The sequence below is a fragment of the Mycobacterium angelicum genome, assembly GCF_002086155.1.
GTDB lineage: Bacteria > Actinomycetota > Actinomycetes > Mycobacteriales > Mycobacteriaceae > Mycobacterium > Mycobacterium angelicum.
Genome location: NZ_MVHE01000024.1, coordinates 54,642 through 71,823 on the forward strand (window position 1 = coordinate 54,642; position 17,182 = coordinate 71,823).

Here is a 17,182-nt window from a genome sequence, read left to right on the forward strand (position 1 = left end):
GAGCGTCTGACGCAGCCTGGGACACCCGCTACAACCGTCCTATAACTGTCACCAAATTTGCGGAAATAGCGAGAGCTCTAAGGTGGCTGGCATGGCCTACGACGTCGCCCGGGTGCGAGGACTGCACCCGTCGCTGGGTGACGGATGGGTGCACTTCGATGCGCCGGCCGGCATGTTGATTCCCGATTCGGTCGCCACCACCGTGTCGACCGCCTTCCGTCGGTCGGGCGCCAGCACGGTCGGTGCGCACCCGTCGGCGCGGCGCAGCGCGGCGGTGCTGGACGCGGCCCGCGAGGCGGTCGCCGATCTGGTCAACGCGGACCCGCGCGGCGTGGTGCTGGGTGCCGATCGTGCGGTGTTGCTGGCGTCGTTGGCCGAAGCGTCCTCCTCGCGTGCCGGCCTGGGGTACGAGGTGATCGTCAGCCGCCTCGACGACGAAGCCAACATCGCCCCGTGGCTGCGCGCGGCGCACCGCTACGGCGCCAAGGTCAAGTGGGCCGAGGTCGACATCGAAACCGGTGACCTGCCGACCTGGCAGTGGGAAAGTCTGATCGGTAAGTCGACCCGGCTGGTTGCCGTCGCGTCCGCATCCGGAACGCTGGGCGCGGTCACCGATCTGCGGGCGATGACCAAACTGGTGCACGACGTGGGCGGGCTGGTGGTGGTCGACCATTCCGCCGCCGCGCCTTACCGCCTGATCGACATCAAGGAAACCGACGCCGACGTGGTGGCGGTGAACGCGGTCGGGTGGGGCGGACCGCCCATCGGGGCGATGGTGTTCCGCGATCCGACACTGATGAATTCCTTCGCCTCGGTCTCGACCAACCCCTATGCCACCGGGCCGGCGCGCCTCGAGGTTGGCGTGCACCAGTTCGGTCTGCTGGCCGGAGTGGTTGCCAGTATCGAATACCTTGCATCGCTCGATGAGTCGGCGCGCGGCAGCCGGCGCGAACGGCTGTCGGTATCGATGCACTCCGCCGGCGCGTACTTGAACCGGATCTTCGACTATCTGATGGCGTCGCTGCGATCGTTGCCGTTGGTGATTCTGCTCGGCCGGCCCGAGGCGCGTATCCCGGTGGTCAGCTTTGCCGTCCAAGAGGTGCCCGCCGACCGGGTGGTACAGCGATTGGCGGACAACGGAATTCTGGCCATCGCCAACGCCAGCTCACGGGTGCTCGATGTGCTGGGCGTCAACGACATCGGCGGAGCGGTGACGGTTGGGCTGGCGCACTATTCGACGATGGCCGAAGTCGACCAGTTGGTGCGCGCGCTGGCGTCCTTGGGCTAGACGGTAAGCAGGATCTTTCCGAAGCTGGTGCCCGACACCATGATTCGATGTGCCTCCGATGCGTCTTGGATGGGCAGCCGGGTGCCGATCACCGGGCGCACCCGGTCCGCGGCGATCATCGGCCATACCGAGGCCGTAACCGCTTGGGCGATAGCGGTTTTGCTGTTCGGGCCGCTCACCGGCCTGGCTCTCAGTGTGGTGCCGATTACCCCCGCTCGTTTGGCCATTAGCTTGCCGAGATTCAGCTCGGCCTTGACCCCGCCCTGCATGCCGATGATGACTAGCTGCCCGTCGCTGGCCAGTGCGTCGATATTGCGGTCCAGATAGGCAGCGCCCATGATGTCGAGGATCACGTCGGCGCCGGCGCCGCCGGTCTCCTCCTTGAGGCGGGCGACGAAGTCCTCGTCCCGGTAGGAGATGGTGATCTGGGCGCCGAGCTGGCGGCAGAGCTCCAGTTTCTCCGGTGATCCGGCGGTGACCGCCACCCGCGCCCCAAGCGCGCGGGCCACCTGGATTGCGTGGCTGCCGATGCCGCTGGCGCCGCCGTGGATCAGCAGCAGCTGGCCCGGCGCCAGGTGCGCGGTCATCACCAGGTTCGACCACACCGTGCAGGCGACTTCGGGTAGAGCGGCCGAGTCGAGCAGGTGGACCGTCGGCGGAACGGGCATCACCTGACCGGCCGGGACGGCGACGTATTCGGCGTAGCCGCCCCCGGTCAGTAAGGCGCAAACCTCTTGTCCCGCAGCCCATTCCGTGACGCCGGGGCCGACGTCGGCGACGGTGCCGCTGACCTCCATGCCGATGATTTCGCTGGCGCCCGGCGGGGGTGGATACTTGCCGGCGGCTTGCAGCACGTCGGCGCGGTTGACGCCGGCGGCGGCCACTTTTACGAGTACCTCACCGGGTCCGGCGGTGACGTCGGGGACTTCCTGCCAGACCAGCTGTTCGGGGGATTCGGCGACGATGGCGCGCATGAGCGCCACGCTAGCCGAGCAAGGAGATCACCGCCGGACATCCACCAGACATCAACAATTCACTATGCATACATTGTGCCTAATTTATAGTTCGTTGCGTGTGTAATTGGTGTCGCCGGTGACGCAGCAAATGCTCCTTGAGTGTCAGTCTTTTTCATCGCATCTTTGGGTCGCCTCCCCGCCGGAGGTGCATTCGGCGTTGCTGAATGCCGGTCCCGGTGCGGGATCCCTGTTGGCGGGCGCAGCGGCGTGGACGGCGCTGAGTGTCGAATACACCGCGGCGGCCGAAGAACTCACAGCTGTGCTGGCCGGCGTGCAGGCCGGGGCGTGGCAGGGCTTCAGCTCAGACAGCTATGCGGCCGCGCACCTGCCGTATGTGGCGTGGTTGGCCGAGACCAGCGCCGACAATGCGCAGATCGCCGCACAGCATGAGGCGGCGGCAGCAGCCTACGAAGGTGCGCTGGCGGCCATGCCCACCTCAGGTGAGCTAGCCGCTAACCACCTCGTTCACGGTGTGCTGGTGGCGACGAATTTCTTCGGGATCAACACGATCCCCATCGCGCTCAATGAGATTGACTATGGGCGAATGTGGATTCAGGCCGCGACCGCGATGAGTATTTATGAGGCGACCGCGGGTGCGGCGGTGGCGTCGGTGCCGCCGGCCACGCCGGCGCCCCCATTGGTCAAGCCCGGCGTCAGCCGGGCCGGTTACACCGCGGCTGAGATCGGCGCTCTCGCCGAGGCCGGCCACGCCTTGCGCATTGACTGGATCCTGCTCGAGCACTTGCTGTTCATCTGGAATGTGTGGTCGGTGTTCTTTGACGCCGACACATGGGGACTGCACGAGTCGGTGATGTTCGTGGTGCATCCCGTTTTCGAACTGATCAACAAGATCAGTGCCTTTGTCGATGATCCCTTCGGCACCCTGACTCAATGGAGTCCGGCGGTGTATGCGTTCGGCCTCAGGCTCTTTCAGCAATGGCCGATGTTGGGAGCCGCCTTGGTAAATCCCAGCGCTACGTTGAACTCACTGCCATTCGCGTTGCCGGAAAACGTCGTTGACGCCATCAGCTCCGCGACGAGTGTGGGCATTCCGTCGGTGGGCGTGTTGGGGTCCGGCGAATCCGGTGCCGTCGCGGGGCCGCGCGGGTTTGCCACGCTGCGCGCCGAGGAATTCGGCGGTAGTCTCCCGGCGCCGATGCTGCCGACCTCGTGGTAACCGCCAGATGTGATCGATGCGATGCCATCGGTGCGACTCTGCGAGCCCGGCCCGTTACCCTTATCGGCGGTGGCGTGGCAGAGCGGCCTAATGCACTCGCCTTGAAAGCGAGAGACGGCTAAAACCGTCCGGGGGTTCAAATCCCTCCGCCACCGCCCATTTCGTCTCGCGAGCGTGCGTGTCTGCACGCAGACACGCCGCCGCAGCTGGCATTCTGCGCACGCTCGCGGCCCAGAAATTAGAGGCTGGGCGCGTACCGCAACACCGCGCCGATGCCGTCGGCCGGTGCGATCCGCTCGTCCGTGCGTACCAGTGCCGCCCCAACAGATATCGCGAACAGCGGCAACGCCTCGTCGGCGCGCAACGTCCTGGCGGGAGCTGCGCCCTGCTCGGAGAGCACGTCGGCGTTGGGGGCCACGGTGGTCAGGTCTTCGTCGGCGACCACGGTGGCATCCCCGATATCGCCGACGATCAAAGTGTCGACCGCGCCCTGGCGCAGCGCCGAACAAACGGCGCCCAAACCCTCTGCGGCCCGCCCACTTTGGCGGCCGATCTCAGCGCCGAAGCGCCCCGCAGCATCGTCGATGGCGTTGAGACGGCGCCGCTGGAACCACATTTCGATGGCCTGCTGCACTTCGGTGAAGTCGTGCCCACTGTGTCGCGCGCCCACCTGGAGCGGCGCCGCTTTGACCAGCACCCGCTCCGGTAGCTCGGCCAGCAGATCGGACCGTGAGCGCACCTCGCCCACCACGAAAACCGCGTCGGTCCGGTTGCCGTCGACCAACTCGGCGACGCGCTCGGCGACCGCGCGCACGTTCTTGCGGCCGGCCTCTTCGGTACGCGGCTGCGGGTCGCCGTAGCCCGCCGTCTCGGCTCCGGAAGCCTTGTGTACGGGGTAGCCACCGCCGTCGACCGTTTCGGTGCGGAAGGCCCCGTCGATGTGGACGGTGATGTCGGCGCCGGTGTGGTCGACCACCACCAACAGATAGTCGGGCGTCTCAAAACCGTGCTCGACGATCGGGACGATGTAGGGCAGCTCGGAGACCCGGACCACCGTCGTCGCGGTGGGACGCAGTAGGTGCTCGTTGACCACCACACCGTCGGCACCGGCGACCACCGCGCGCCCGCTCCAGCCGATCGGCGGTCGTAAATCCAGCACGGCGCGCTCGATATCGGCGGTCACCGACTCGTTGACACCCTCGCGCTCGAGTTGCTCGCGCAATGCCCGCCATTTGAGGTCGAGCTGCTCGGCGGCGTCATGTGTGTTGTGTGAGTCCTCGAAGTACACCGACACGAAGGGTCCAGGCGTCTCCAACAAATTGCGGAAGCGTTCGGAATCCATGGCGAATTGGGTTCCCACCCAAGCGAGGCACAAACGCGTTCAAAGTCGTGGGAACGCGTCGGTGATGGTGTTCATCAAGGCACCGTAGCGCCCAGCGTCGGGGTCGCGGCCGGGCTTGCCGCTGCTGATCAATCCCGCGGACAGGCCGCGTTCGGGGTCGGCCCACACCGCGACATTGACCAGTCCCAGATGGCCGAACGCGGCCGGCGCATTGCGCCCGAACGGGCCGTACTTGGTCGAGCCCAGCATGAATCCGGTGCCCCACCGAAGTGGGACCAGCCCGGTCGCCAGATCCGGACGCAACCGCCGGGCCTCCCTGACCGCGCCGCGCACCGTCTCGGGGCTCAGCACTCGCACGCCGTCGAGCTCACCGCCGCGGCGCAGGATTTCCATGAACCGGGACAGCTCGTTCGCGTTCGACACCGTGTTGGACGACGGGATCACCGTCGTCAGATAGAGCCGCTTGTTCGTGTACGGGATGATCTCGTGCATGGTTCCGGTGATGGCCCGGCGGAAGATGGCGGCGATCAGCGGCGGCAGCGGCCGTCCGGTCGCGTGGCTAGGCGCAACCAGCGGGACGTCGTCGGGGGCCACGCCGTAGTTGGTCCACCGGAAGCCCAGCGGGTCCAGGATCTCGGTGGCCAGGATCTCCCGAATCTCCTTACCGGTGGCCGCGTAGACGAGTTCGCGAACCAGCGGGCCCCAGGTCAGCGCGTGGTAGATGTGCACCAGACCCGGTCGATACAGCGGCCGCAGCTCGCCGAGCTTCTGTTGGGCGTACTCGTGGTCATCGGCGCGCATGACATCCGGGCGCGGCCCGGTGGGGATCGGGACGCCGGCGCTGTGGGTCATCACGTGCCGGATGGTGGTGCGGTGTTTGCCGTGGCTGGTGTAGCAGGGGATGTACTCGCACACCCGATCGTCGAGCGAGAAGACGCCCCGTTCGACCAGCATGTGGATGACGGTCGCGGTGATGGCCTTGGCCGCCGAGTACGCACAGAACGGTGTGTCAGTGGTGACCGGGATCTTCTCCGCGTCGGGCTCGTCGGTCGGGCCGTTGCCCCAGCCGTGCCCGATCGCGCGGTTGAGCACGACCCGCCCGTTTTGCCGGATGCACAACTGGATCGCCGGGTGCATGCCGGCCTGGTACCAGTGGCGCGCGGCCTGCCAGATCCGTTCGATGGCGGCGCTGTCGATGTCGGAGTGGTCCTCGTCGCCGATCGCCGTCACGGCATCCAGGTCGGCCGGAACACGGATCTTGCCGTCGGGGGTCATTGCGGCCACTGGGCTTACTCTCCGGTGAACTGTGGCGGGCGCTTGGCGAAGGTCGCCGAAATGCCCTCGGTCAGGTCCTTGGACGGCAGGAACGCCGCGTTCCAGGCGGCGACGTAGCGCAGGTTCTCCGAGACGGCCGACGTGCGTTGCTGGTCGAGCACGTCCTTGACGCCGTACACCGCCAGCGGCGGGTTGGCGGCGATTTCGGCGGCGGTTGCGTGCGCGGCGGCCAACGTAGCCTCGGCGTCCGCATAGACGTCGTTGACCAAGCCGATCTTCTCGGCCCGGGCCGCGTCGATGTCCTTACCCGTCAACGCCAATTCCCGCAGGTGCCCGTCGTTCAAGATCAGCGGAAGACGGGCCAGGCTGCCCATGTCGGCGACGATGGCCAGTTTGACTTCCCGCACCGAGAACTTGGCGTCGGCGCTGGCATAGCGGATGTCGACCGCGGAGATGAGGTCGACGGCACCGCCGATGCACCAGCCCTGCACCGCCGCGATGGTGGGGGTGCGGCAGTCGGCGACGGCGTTGATCGCCTTCTGCATTCGCAGCACCTCGGCATGGAACTCGGTGCGCGCGCGGGCCAGCGCGCCATCGGCCATGAGCGGGGCGAACGTGCCGCCCATCGCGGGCACGTCCAGGCCGTAGCTGAAGTTCTTGCCGGATCCGGCGATGACGATGGCCCGGACCTCGCGATCGGCGTCCAGCGACGCGAACACCCCCGGCAGTTCCGACCAGAAGGCGGGCCCCATCGCGTTGCCCTTGCCCGGTCCGATCAACGTCACTTGCGCGACCTGGTCTTTGGTCTCGACGGTGACGGATTCGTATGTTTCGCCCATATCGAGACCGTAGCGTGAACCGTAGCGTGGCGAATATGCCCCCAGATTTGCGACCCGGACCAGATTCTCCGCCGACCGACGAGCTGCAAAGCGCCGAGGCCTGTCTCGGTGTGCTGCAGCAAGTGCTGCACATCATCGCCGGCGACGACAAGGCCAAGCAGACGCCGTGCTCGGAGTACAACGTCAAGGAGCTGACCGGGCATCTGATGAATTCGATAACGGCGCTGGGCGGCATGGCCGGCGCGGAATTCTCCGTGAGCGATGACACCGACTCGGTAGAACGACTGGTGATCGCCGCGGCGCGCCCGGCATTGGATGCCTGGCACCGGCGTGGTCTAGAGGGCGAGGTGTCATTGGGTGCCGGCTCGATGCCCGCCAGGGTCGCCGTCTCGGTGTTTTCGATCGAGTTCCTCGTGCACGCGTGGGATTACGCGGTGGCAGTGGGACATGACATCGACACCCCGGATTCGCTGAGTGAATACGTCCTGGCGCTGGCGCAGACGATCATCAAGCCGCACGAGCGCGCCGCGGCCGGTTTCGATGCCCCGATCGACATGTCCGACACCGCCGGACCGCTGGACCGGTTGGTCGCGTTCACCGGCCGCAACCCCGGTGACGCCTACAGCCGCTCGAGAAAGAAGTAGTAGTAGCGGCCGACGCCGTCCTGGACGTCGATCACGCCCTTGCCGTTCATGATGCCCAGCACGGCGTTGTCGTCGATCTTCTTGAAGTGGTCGTGGACGGGTTGGCCGTCGTAGACCATCGTCGCGGTGAGCTCGCCGCGGAACTCCTCGAGCCAGAGGCTGGCCTCGCCCTTGCCCATCTTGACGTTGGAGAACTTGTTTCCCTCGGCGTCCAGGCACACGAGTGGTTGCACGTCGGTGGCCGATTTGAAGGTCTTGCCGAACCAGCCGGCCTGCTCGAGTTTTCCGTTCATCCGGTGGCCGGTGAGAAATTCACCGCCCTTCCATTCGCCGATCATGCCGTCGATGGTCGCCGGCTCGAGCTCGGCCCAGAATTCGTCGAGCTCCTGGTCGGCAATCGCGCCGGTGCGCTTCTTGAAATCGTCGAACTTCTTGCGCGCCAAGCTCATTGGTGCACTCCTCAGATCCAGTCCCGGGCGAACCGCAGCAGGGCGTCGTTTTCGTCCGGTGCGGCGGTGACCGTGACCCGGACTCCGTCGGTGCCGTACGGGCGGACGATGATGCGGGCGTTGGCCGCCTGCTCGACGAAGTCCTGGGTGCGCGGCCCGAGCGGCAGCCAGACGAAGTTGGCCTCCGACGGCGGCAGTGTGAAACCGGCGGCCCGCAGCGCTGCGCTGACGCGATCGCGCTCGGCGACTACCGCGTCGGTGCGGGCCAGTAGCTCGTCGGCGGCCTCGAGGGACGCGATGGCCGCGGCCTGGGAGATGCTCGTGGCGGTGAAGGGCACGTAGACCTTGTCCAGCGCGACGATCACCTCGGGGTGGCCGACCGCGTAGCCCACCCGCAGGCCCGCCAGCCCGTACGCCTTGGAGAACGTTCGCAGCGCCACGACATTGCTGTGGCGGCCGACCAGGCCCAGGGTGTCGGGTGCCATGCCGTCGCGGACGTACTCGACATAGGCCTCGTCGACAACGATCAGGACGTGCGGTGGCACCGCCTCGACGAATCGGGTGAGGGCGTCAGGATCGACGACGGTCGACGTCGGATTGTTGGGGTTGCAGACGAAGATCAGCCGGGTGCGGTCGGTGACCGCGGCCAGCATCGCGTACAGGTCGAAGGTGTGGTCGGTCAACGGCACCTTGATCGGGATGGCGCCGGCGACCTGGACCTGCGGCGGGTACAGCTCGAAGCTACGCCACCCGAAGATCACCTCGTCGCCCGCCGAGGCGGTGATTTGCACCAGCTGCTGGCACAGGCTGACCGAACCGCAACCGACGGCGATGTTCTCGGGCGCGACGCTTAGATGCTGCGCCAACGCGGCTTTGAGCTGCACGCATCCGTTGTCGGGGTAGCGATTGATCACGTCGGTGGCGCGTTCGATGGCCGCCCGAACGCTGGGCAGTGGGCCGAACACCGTTTCATTGCTGGCCAGTTTGATTGCGCCGGGCACCGTCTTGCCGGGAACGTAAACTGGCAGCCCGGCCAACTCGGGCCGCAGGCGGGCAGTCACGTCGACAGCATATGTTGCGGCTGTGTACGCTATGCCTCCGGCGGCTGCTGCGGGATTCCGGAGTCCGGTACCCTCAGAAAGTCCATGGGAGGCGTGCCAGAGCGGCCGAATGGGGCTCACTGCTAATGAGTTGTCCCCCTCAAAGGGGACCGGAGGTTCAAATCCTCTCGCCTCCGCGACGTGATACCTGCTAGACAACTGAAGACCGGCGCCCGTAGCTCAACGGATAGAGCATCTGACTACGGATCAGAAGGTTAGGGGTTCGAATCCCTTCGGGCGCGCTCACCGCCAGCGGAAGCGCTGCTGATGCCGACGTCGGCACGTTCGGGATCTGACACTTTCCTGATACTTTCAGTCGCCACGAATCTCGGCGCAGCCGCCCCCGGCGACCCGCGATTTTCGCGTAATGCGCGGCTTGGCGGTTCTGGATGCCATACTGGAGTTGCTGGCTGATCCGGTCGCATGGCCGGGGTAGGTTAGCCGTCAAGGGAGGTGCCGAGAGGCACCTCCCCTTCGTTTACGAGGGCCATTTGTAGATACCGTTGCCGCGCGTGCTGATGGCCTTGATTTGGATCTGATCCAAGCGTTCCCACATCGTGCTGTCACAGATGCGGGTCGTCTTGCCAGTTGCCGGAACTGCATGGCGCGACGCGGCATACGAGACGAGATCCGCGAGCTGGATGAAGTAAGAATGCTGGGAATTCCGAGGTACAGGATCTTCTACGAGGAGTCGTGCTGAACCAAACTGAGCGCCTTGCCAGTTGGCTCGCCGGAAACGTCGCAGGTGCTTGCGTACGCGGTCTTCTTCTCCTTGGTCGTGGATGATCAAGATCGGTTGCTGGCGCTCTTCGGTCCGTTTCCGTAGGCGGGTGAACAGGTACTCCCAAGCCGTGCCGAAGACGTCGATGTCCGGCTTGATGATCTCCGACTTGTGCACCACAATTGCACCCACTCCGCTGCAGGATTGGACGCTGGCGTCGATGTGCCGACGGTAAATGTCGCGAACCTGCCCGTCGCCAAGGCCAAGGTCCCTGTAGACGCTCTTGATGCCGACAAGGTGATTGGCCTTAACCTCCTGCGACATTTTCAGGCCGTAGGTCAATTTCAGATTGCGGCGGAGGTTGACGAAGTAATCCAACGAATCGGTCCACCGCAGCATGGGGATCAAGACGCAGCCCAACGTGTATGTGTGGGACCCGCCGTTCGACACAACACCGATATCGCCCGTTTCATCGATATAGGCGAATTCAGGGCCTACCGGACGTTCTTGTACCGCGGTCATGTCTTGCTACTCACCATTTCGATGATCGGCGAACTACTCTAGGGCTTCACGCACATGGGGGCCGCGAGTGTCCCGTTGTGGGTAGTGGGCTTCGGTGGTCGCCAGCTTTGTTTGAGATAGCTGCTGCTGCGCGACCTCGGCGCCCAGGGCATCCCGGACAACGCGCGCCATGTTGCGATTCGCAACGTGATATCACCTGCGATAGCGCGTTTGCGGGTTGGGTATGTCCCCACTCAGCGAGGCAAGCGCCCCGTCACATCGGCGTCCACGTATCCCACCGCTTGCCGAAGTCGACCGGCACCTGGGAGAACAGCGCGCTGCCGATGATCTCGCGGAAGTGGTCCTGCCAGCCCCACCAACCGCTGATCTGAAAGTCGTGCTGGTACCAGCTGAGCTTGTAATCGATCGGCACGGATTCGCCCTTGTTCTCCGGCGCGAACACCGCGATCGCCAGCAGGCCCAGCGCCGCCGCCGCGGGCAGCTGGATCTTGCCGTCCCGCCAGATGCTCACCTTTTCGTCGCGAGAGCCATGGCGGGTCAGTTCGAAGCCCTTCGGCAACTCGTCCTCATGCCCGTGGCCATAGCGGTAAATGCCCCACAAGACATCGGCAATGTCGGGACGCCCGTCGGGCAGATCCGATTTCACCGCTATCGGGAAGCGGGTGGTCTCGAAGTCGACGCCCGGCGCCGCCATCACGTGAAAAATGTCAAGCGCATCTCGGATCGTGCGCCGGAACCGCGTCGCGATGCCCTGCTGCGGATACCGTTTCTTAGCGGTGCCGTTGACGGCGTCGCACGCATGAATAAGCGCTGCGTCCCAGTCCTGTCTTGCCCAGTGGTCGAGTGATTGCCTGACGGAATTTCCCACGGTCACCCCCAGAGGCTAACGATGGGCGAAGGCGATCCCGTAGAGCGGTGCGCTTCGACTCCGAGTGTGTCGCCGCCACCAGAGCGACGGACCAGCGGCAGCCCTCCCGGTGCATATGTTCGACATAACCGCAAAGCAAATGCTTATGCCAACCGGTCAACGCATCTCATTTCGGCCGCAAAAGCCTGTATTTCGCCGCAGCGCAGCTCCCGCGCAACCCGTCCACAGAGCCATTTTCCAAGGCCGTCGACGGCCCGGGCCGAATTCGCAGGATATATGGCCCGCGCTGCCGGCCCGTCGCGGTTGAGCACGGAGTACACCGCACGCCTATGGCTAGTCAATGCCGTGTCAACCTAATTGACATAGTAACCACCACCATTTGTAAAGCATATTTACACAGCCAAGATCACTTATAACGAACGTATAACAGACGACAATAACTCGTTTCCAATATTGGCACCCTGCTAATAGCATTCGGTTCTCCCCCGAATACCGCAAAGAGCAAAGGTAGTGCCGTGTCATATTTGTTTACACAGCCGCAGGCGTTGATGACGGCGGCGTCGGATTTGGCAGGTATCGGGTCGACGATCAATACCGCGACCGTGGCGGCGGCAATGCCTACGACAGGCGTGCTGGCCGCCGGCGCCGACGAGATTTCGGCCGCCATGGCGGCGATATTCGGGGCGCACGGGCAGCAGTATCAGGCGATGAGTGAGCAGGCGGCGGCCCTGCACAGCCAGATAGTGCAAACCCTGAATGCGGCCGGGGGAGCCTACGCCAGCGCCGAAGCCGCCAACGTTTCGCCGCTGCAGGCCCTCGAGCAGGGGGTCAACGGGTCCGCGCGGGCGGTGCTGGGTCGACCGCTGTTCGGCAACGGCACCGACGGAGCGCCGGGAACCGGGCAAGCCGGCGGCGACGGCGGCCTGCTGTACGGCAACGGCGGCAAGGGTGGTTCCGGCGGCCTCGGGCAGGCCGGCGGCAATGGGGGCGCCGCCGGAATGTGGGGCAATGGCGGAGCCGGTGGTCTCGGTGGATCCGGCGCCGCCGGCGGCAACGGCGGCGCAGGCGGCTGGCTGCGCGGCAACGGTGGGACAGGGGGCATCGGCGGGCTCAACGGTGGCAGCGGCGGTAACGGCGGCAATGCCGGAATGTGGGGCACCGGCGGTGCAGGTGGCAGCGGTGGCGCCGGTGTCAACGGTTCCAACGGCGTCAACCCATTCGGGGAGTACACCAAATCGCCCCTGCTCGACGGCAACCCCGGCCAACCCGGCGCCTTCAACGATCCCGGTGGGCCCGGGACCGACGGCCTGCCCGGAGGCGTCAACCAGGCCGGCGGCAACGGCGGTGCCGGCGGCGCCGGCAATCCGGGCGGCGGCCGTGGCGGCAACGGCGGCGCCGGCGGCTTCGGAGCGCCCGGCGGCAACGGCGGCAATGGTGGAAATGTCCTCGGCGCCCCCTATACCCCGGGCGGTGCCGGTGGCGACGGCGGCGCCGGCGGCGCGGGTGCGCCCGGCGGAACGGGTGGCAATGGCGGCCTGAACAACTATGCCAACAGCCCCAACTACAACCCCCTGCTCGAAGGCCCCGCCGGCAAGGGCGGCAATGGGGGTGACGCCACTGGACCGCTCAGCGCGGGGGGTAGCGGCACCGCCGGTGGACACGGCGGTGCGGGTGGCCGTGGCGGGATGCTGTTCGGCGATGGCGGTGCCGGTGGCGGCGGCGGCATCGGGGGTATCGGCGGCATCGGAGCCGGTGGTGGCGCCGGCGGGGCCGGGGGCAACGGTTCCAACACGGTCAACCTCTTCAGCGGTCTCGGTGGCACCGGCGGTGACGGCGGCGCCGGCGCATCCGGCGGCGCGGGGGGAGCCGGCGGTGACGGCGGCGCCGGTGGTGGGGCCGGATTGTTCAGTCACGCAGGTGCCGCGGGCGCCGGCGGCCTCGGCGGTGCCGGTGGTGGCGGCGGCGCAGGGGGTGCGGCCGGTGCCGGCGGCTGGGGCGCGAACGGTCAGGGCCCGTCCGGCAACATCGGTGTAGCAGGCGGCAAGGGCGCCGACGGCGCCAACGGACTCGCCGGTTAAGGCCGCGACTCGATCAGGTGCAGCGCGCGCTCGAACAGGTGCACCGTGGCGGCGTGCAGCTGGTCACCGACTTCCTTCTCGGCTTTGCCCGCACATGCCCTGGCCAGGGTGCCTTCGATGACGATGCCGAGCTTGAAGCAGGCCAGCACCGTGTACCAGGTGATGTGCGACAAGTCGCGGGTGGTGTTGAGCGCGTACCGCTGCAAAAGGTCGTCTGTGCTGGCCAAACCGCTCTGTCCACCCAGCGCGTGACTGAACACGCTGGATCCGTCCGGCTGCCGCCAGGTGGCCAGCAGCCAGCCAAGGTCCAGTAACGGGTCGCCGATCGTACACATCTCCCAGTCGACGATCGCCACGACTTCGGGTCCGGTGCGGGAGAACATCACATTGGCCGCGTGGTAGTCGCCGTGCATGATCCCGGGTGTCCAGGCGGTGGGCCGGTGGCTCTCGAGCCAGCCGGCGACCTCGTCGATGCCCGGAATCTCCGGCCCCGGGTAGCCCTCGTACTCCTGATAGGAGTCGAGCTCTGAAAGCCAGCGCGGCACTTGGCGTTCCAGGAATCCTTCCGGTTTACCGAAATCGGCCAGCCCGACGGCCACGTGGTCGACGGCGCCCAGCTTGGCCAACGCGTCGGCCATCGACAGCCCCATGCCGAACCGCACCTTGGGATCGCCGGCATGCAGCGGCGGCAGCCCTTCGCCGGCGTTGAACCCGTCGATCGGCTCCATCAAATAGAAGACGGCATCGCCGAGCACGTCGGGATCGTCACAGGTGGCGATCAGCCGCGGGTGTGGTACATCGGAGCCGGCCAGGGCCGCTAAGACCCTGGTTTCGCGCAGTATCACGGTGTTGCTGCGCGGCCGTAGGTGCCGCGGTCCGCGGCGCAGCACGTAGTGGCGGCCGGCCCGGGTGAATCGCAGCATGACGTTCTGCGTTCCACCGGTAACCGTGGCCACGTCCTCCAGCGGCCCCTCGCCCAAACCCTGGTCGGACATCCACATCGCCACGGGCGCCAAATCCACGAGCATCAGCCCTTGGCGTGTGGTGTGTATCGAACGGTCTGGGCCCAGATCGCGCCGTCGCGGAAGACGAAGGTGTCCACGCCGTCGTCAACCCGGTTGACCGCCGAATCGGCGGCCCATTCGAGCAGCAGCACGTCGCCCTCGAAAATCTGGGACTTCAAGTCCCAGGCCGCGTTTGGCAGATCCTCGAGCAACTTGACGAACACGCTGCGAACGCCGTCCTTGCCGCGCACGGCGCCCGCCGAAGTGATGATGACGGAGTCGTCGGTGTAGTCGGCGACGATCTCGTCGAGGTCGCCCGCGGCCAGCGCCTTGCCGTGGTGGGCGAACACTTCCTGCGGCGTGCGTGTCATGGTGCTCCCTTGCGACCTGTCGACCGTACTGCTGGAACAATAGTTGGCAAACCTGACTATCCAGGCTGGGGAGGACTGTCGATGGCGCGTACGGAAGACGACTCCTGGGACATCACCCAAAGCGTGGGGGCCACCGCCCTCGGTGTGGCCGCGGCACGTGCTGCTGAGACCGAGAGCGCCAACCCGCTCATCAGCGACCCGTTCGCGCGGGTGTTCGTGGACGCCGCCGGTGCTGGGATGTGGAGTATCTACGCCGACCCGAAGCTGCTGGCCCAGGCGGGCGAACTCGATCCCGAGATAACAGCGCGGGCGCAGCTGCTGATCGACTTCATGGCCACACGCACGGCATTCTTCGACGAGTACTTTCTCAACGCGGCCGACACCGGCGTGCGTCAGGTGGTGATCCTGGCGTCCGGCCTGGACTCGCGTGCGTGGCGGTTGCCGTGGCCCGACGGCACCGTCGTCTACGAGCTGGACCAACCCAAGGTGCTCGAATTCAAGAACGCCACATTGCGCCGCCACGGCGCCAAGCCGACGTCGCAATTGGTGAACATTCCGATAGACCTCCGCCAGGACTGGCCAAAGGCGTTGCGGGAGGCCGGTTTTGACCCGTCTGCGCCCACCGCATGGTCCGCCGAGGGGCTGGTGCGGTACCTGCCCGCGCAGGCTCAGGATCTGTTGTTCGAGCGGGTTCATGCGCTCAGCGCAACCGGCAGCTGGCTGGCTTCCAACGTGCCCGCCGACGGTTTCATCGACCCCGACCTGGTGCAGCGCCAGCGGGAAGAGATGCAGCGGATGCGCGCGGTGGCCGCGCAGCTGGTGGAAACCGACATGCCGGCCGTCGAAGACCTTTGGTACGCCGAGGAGCGCACCGCCCTCCCGGACTGGCTTAGCGAGCGCGGGTGGGAGGCGTCCGCGGCGACCTTCACCGAGTTGATGGCCCGTTATGAACGCGCCATACCCACCGGTACCGAGGATTCAATGCCGCCAACGCTTTTCGTATCCGCCCGCCGCCAGGTTGACGTACCGTAACGCTAGCGTCAATTCAACGGTCTCTTCAAACCTGAACAGGGGGCAACGGTGTCGTATCTGGTTGCGGCTCCGGAGCTGCTTGCTGTGGCGGCAGCGGATCTGGCTGGTGTGGGTTCGGCACTGAGTTCGGCCAATTTGCTGGCCGCGCCGTCAACCACAGCTCTATTGGCAGCGGGGGCAGACGATGTGTCGGAGGCCGTGGCCGCGCTGTTCGCCGGCCACGCGCAGGACTACCAAGCCCTCAGTGCTCGCGTTGCGGCGTTTCACGAGCAATTCGTGCAGGCGCTCTCAAGTGCCGGCAATCTGTATGCCGGTGCCGAAGCGGCCAGCGTGTCGCCGCTGCAGGACCTGCTCGGCGTGGTCAACGCTCCGACGCAGTTGTTGCTGGGACGCCCGCTGATCGGTAACGGCGCAAACGGCACGGCGCAAAATCCGAACGGCGGCGCCGGCGGCCTCCTGTACGGCAACGGTGGCGACGGCTTCTCGCAGACCGCCGCCAACGCCGTTGGCGGAACCGGCGGCGCGGCGGGGCTGATCGGTAACGGCGGGGCCGGCGGCGCGGGTGGCGCCAACGCCGCCGGCGGCGCCGGCGGGCACGGCGGCTGGTGGTACGGCAACGGTGGTGCCGGCGGTGCCGGTGGCGCCGGCATCACGGGGCCGATCGGGACTACGGGCTCAAACGGCGGAGCCGGCGGAGCCGGTGGCGCGGCCGGATTGTGGGGCTCCGGCGGTACCGGCGGCGCCGGCGGGTCCGGCGGAGCGTCCGGCGGAGCCGGGTTCGGCCCCAAGTTCCAGCCCCTGCTCGGGGTGAACGGAGGCAGCGGCGGCGACGGCGGCAGTGGTGGTTCCGGCGGCTTGCTGTACGGCAACGCCGGTGCCGGCGGCCACGGCGGGACCGGCGGCGATGGAAACTGGGCTGGTGTCGGCTTCGGCGGCGGCACCGGCGGCGCCGGGGGGGTCGGTGGCGACGCGGGATTGTTCGGCAACGGGGGTGCCGGTGCGGCCGGCGGGGCCGGCGGTGCCGCCGGAGGGATCAGCGCCGGAGATGGTGGCGTAGGTGGCGCGGGTGGACGCGGCGGCTGGCTGGTGGGTGACGGTGGCGCCGGCGGCCACGGCGGTGACGGTGCCGCCGGAGGCTACGTCAACAATTCCGCGACTCCGGGCGGCTTCCGTGGTGGCGCCGGTGGCGCCGGCGGTGCTGGTGGCGCCGCAGGTCTAATCGGTAAGGGCGGGGCAGGCGCCACTGGCGGGGCCGGTGGCCTCGCCGGTTTCACGGACAGCGATCCCGACCCCACCGTGGAGTCGTTTGTCGGCGTCGCCGGCGCAGGCGGCGATGGCGGCGGCGGCGGTCGGGGCGGATGGCTCTACGGCGCTGCGGGACTCGGCGGTGCGGGCGGCGCGGGTGGCGACGGCAGACTCGTCACCAGCAGCGGCACCGTGTATTACGGCCTTATGG

At 66.8% G+C, this 17,182-nt stretch carries 15 protein-coding genes, 3 tRNA genes and 1 pseudogene; 9 read left to right on the forward strand and 10 right to left on the reverse strand.

The genetic code is table 11. From position 1 onward, the window contains the following. Window positions 1–91 precede the first annotated feature (91 nt). Window positions 92–1,288, forward strand: a complete 1,197-nt coding sequence (locus BST12_RS15785) for a cysteine desulfurase-like protein (protein ID WP_083114063.1) — start codon at window positions 92–94, stop codon at window positions 1,286–1,288. Here BST12_RS15785 and BST12_RS15790 read toward each other — a convergent pair. Beyond that, window positions 1,285–2,262: an NAD(P)H-quinone oxidoreductase gene (locus BST12_RS15790; RefSeq protein ID WP_211281282.1), complete on the reverse strand. Its 978-nt coding sequence runs from the start codon at window positions 2,260–2,262 to the stop codon at window positions 1,285–1,287. The genes BST12_RS15785 and BST12_RS15790 overlap by 4 nt on opposite strands. A 130-nt stretch (window positions 2,263–2,392) precedes the next feature. On the opposite strand from BST12_RS15790, the pseudogene BST12_RS34880 reads away from it, so the two are divergent. Together BST12_RS34880 and BST12_RS15800 are read left to right on the forward strand one after the other, a co-directional pair. Further along, window positions 2,393–2,983 (forward strand): annotated as a pseudogene (locus BST12_RS34880) (PPE family protein); the annotation flags it as partial. 566 nt (window positions 2,984–3,549) lie between these two features. Beyond that, window positions 3,550–3,636, forward strand: a tRNA-Ser gene (locus BST12_RS15800). Window positions 3,637–3,719: 83 nt separating this feature from the next. On the opposite strand, the gene BST12_RS15805 is transcribed toward BST12_RS15800, so the two are convergent. From BST12_RS15805 to BST12_RS15815, 3 genes are read right to left on the reverse strand one after another with little or no spacing between them, the layout of a single operon-like run. Next, window positions 3,720–4,823 carry an Rv2629 family ribosome hibernation factor gene (locus BST12_RS15805; protein ID WP_083114082.1) on the reverse strand — a complete coding sequence of 368 codons (1,104 nt, stop codon included), beginning with the start codon at window positions 4,821–4,823 and terminating at the stop codon, window positions 3,720–3,722. 39 nt (window positions 4,824–4,862) lie between these two features. Further along, on the reverse strand, window positions 4,863–6,098 hold the full coding sequence (gene lipE, locus BST12_RS15810; RefSeq protein ID WP_083114066.1) for a lipase LipE: 1,236 nt from the start codon (window positions 6,096–6,098) through the stop codon (window positions 4,863–4,865). A 14-nt stretch (window positions 6,099–6,112) separates the two neighbouring features. After that, entirely contained in the window at window positions 6,113–6,937 is an 825-nt protein-coding gene (locus tag BST12_RS15815; protein WP_083114067.1) for a crotonase/enoyl-CoA hydratase family protein, read from the reverse strand. A gap of 35 nt (window positions 6,938–6,972) precedes the next feature. Between BST12_RS15815 and BST12_RS15820 the strand changes: the two genes are divergently transcribed. Next, window positions 6,973–7,581 (forward strand): TIGR03086 family metal-binding protein, encoded by a 609-nt coding sequence (locus BST12_RS15820; RefSeq protein ID WP_083114068.1) that lies wholly within the window; start codon window positions 6,973–6,975, stop codon window positions 7,579–7,581. On the opposite strand, the gene BST12_RS15825 is transcribed toward BST12_RS15820, so the two are convergent. After that, window positions 7,557–8,030, reverse strand: coding sequence for a DUF4334 domain-containing protein (locus tag BST12_RS15825; RefSeq protein ID WP_083114069.1), 474 nt, complete (start codon window positions 8,028–8,030; stop codon window positions 7,557–7,559). The genes BST12_RS15820 and BST12_RS15825 overlap by 25 nt on opposite strands. A gap of 11 nt (window positions 8,031–8,041) precedes the next feature. Continuing rightward, entirely contained in the window at window positions 8,042–9,091 is a 1,050-nt protein-coding gene (locus tag BST12_RS15830; protein WP_083114070.1) for a pyridoxal phosphate-dependent aminotransferase, read from the reverse strand. An 87-nt stretch (window positions 9,092–9,178) separates the two neighbouring features. Between BST12_RS15830 and BST12_RS15835 the strand changes: the two genes are divergently transcribed. Together BST12_RS15835 and BST12_RS15840 are read left to right on the forward strand one after the other, a co-directional pair. After that, a tRNA-Ser gene (locus BST12_RS15835) sits at window positions 9,179–9,267 on the forward strand. A 32-nt stretch (window positions 9,268–9,299) separates the two neighbouring features. Continuing rightward, window positions 9,300–9,372: transfer RNA gene (locus BST12_RS15840), tRNA-Arg, on the forward strand. 236 nt (window positions 9,373–9,608) lie between these two features. Here the strand turns inward: BST12_RS15840 and BST12_RS15845 are convergent. Together BST12_RS15845 and BST12_RS15850 are read right to left on the reverse strand one after the other, a co-directional pair. Then, window positions 9,609–10,373, reverse strand: a complete 765-nt coding sequence (locus BST12_RS15845) for a DUF3800 domain-containing protein (RefSeq protein WP_083114071.1) — start codon at window positions 10,371–10,373, stop codon at window positions 9,609–9,611. Between the two features lie 253 nt (window positions 10,374–10,626). Beyond that, window positions 10,627–11,253 (reverse strand): hypothetical protein, encoded by a 627-nt coding sequence (locus BST12_RS15850; RefSeq protein WP_139801710.1) that lies wholly within the window; start codon window positions 11,251–11,253, stop codon window positions 10,627–10,629. Between the two features lie 503 nt (window positions 11,254–11,756). On the opposite strand from BST12_RS15850, the gene BST12_RS15855 reads away from it, so the two are divergent. Then, the gene (locus tag BST12_RS15855) at window positions 11,757–13,319 is read left to right on the forward strand and encodes a PE family protein (RefSeq protein WP_083114073.1); all 1,563 of its coding nucleotides are present in this window, start codon (window positions 11,757–11,759) and stop codon (window positions 13,317–13,319) included. Here BST12_RS15855 and BST12_RS15860 read toward each other — a convergent pair. Both BST12_RS15860 and BST12_RS15865 read right to left on the reverse strand, forming a co-directional pair. Then, on the reverse strand, window positions 13,316–14,314 hold the full coding sequence (locus BST12_RS15860) for a phosphotransferase family protein (RefSeq protein ID WP_083114083.1): 999 nt from the start codon (window positions 14,312–14,314) through the stop codon (window positions 13,316–13,318). The genes BST12_RS15855 and BST12_RS15860 overlap by 4 nt on opposite strands. A 32-nt stretch (window positions 14,315–14,346) precedes the next feature. Continuing rightward, window positions 14,347–14,694, reverse strand: coding sequence for a nuclear transport factor 2 family protein (locus tag BST12_RS15865; RefSeq protein WP_083114074.1), 348 nt, complete (start codon window positions 14,692–14,694; stop codon window positions 14,347–14,349). Between the two features lie 81 nt (window positions 14,695–14,775). Here BST12_RS15865 and BST12_RS15870 point away from each other — a divergent pair, with 81 nt between their 5' ends. After that, window positions 14,776–15,726 carry a class I SAM-dependent methyltransferase gene (locus BST12_RS15870; protein WP_083114075.1) on the forward strand — a complete coding sequence of 317 codons (951 nt, stop codon included), beginning with the start codon at window positions 14,776–14,778 and terminating at the stop codon, window positions 15,724–15,726. Window positions 15,727–15,774: 48 nt separating this feature from the next. After that, window positions 15,775–17,182 (forward strand): PE family protein (locus BST12_RS15875; RefSeq protein ID WP_139801711.1); only part of this gene is annotated, 1,408 nt, incomplete at its 3' end.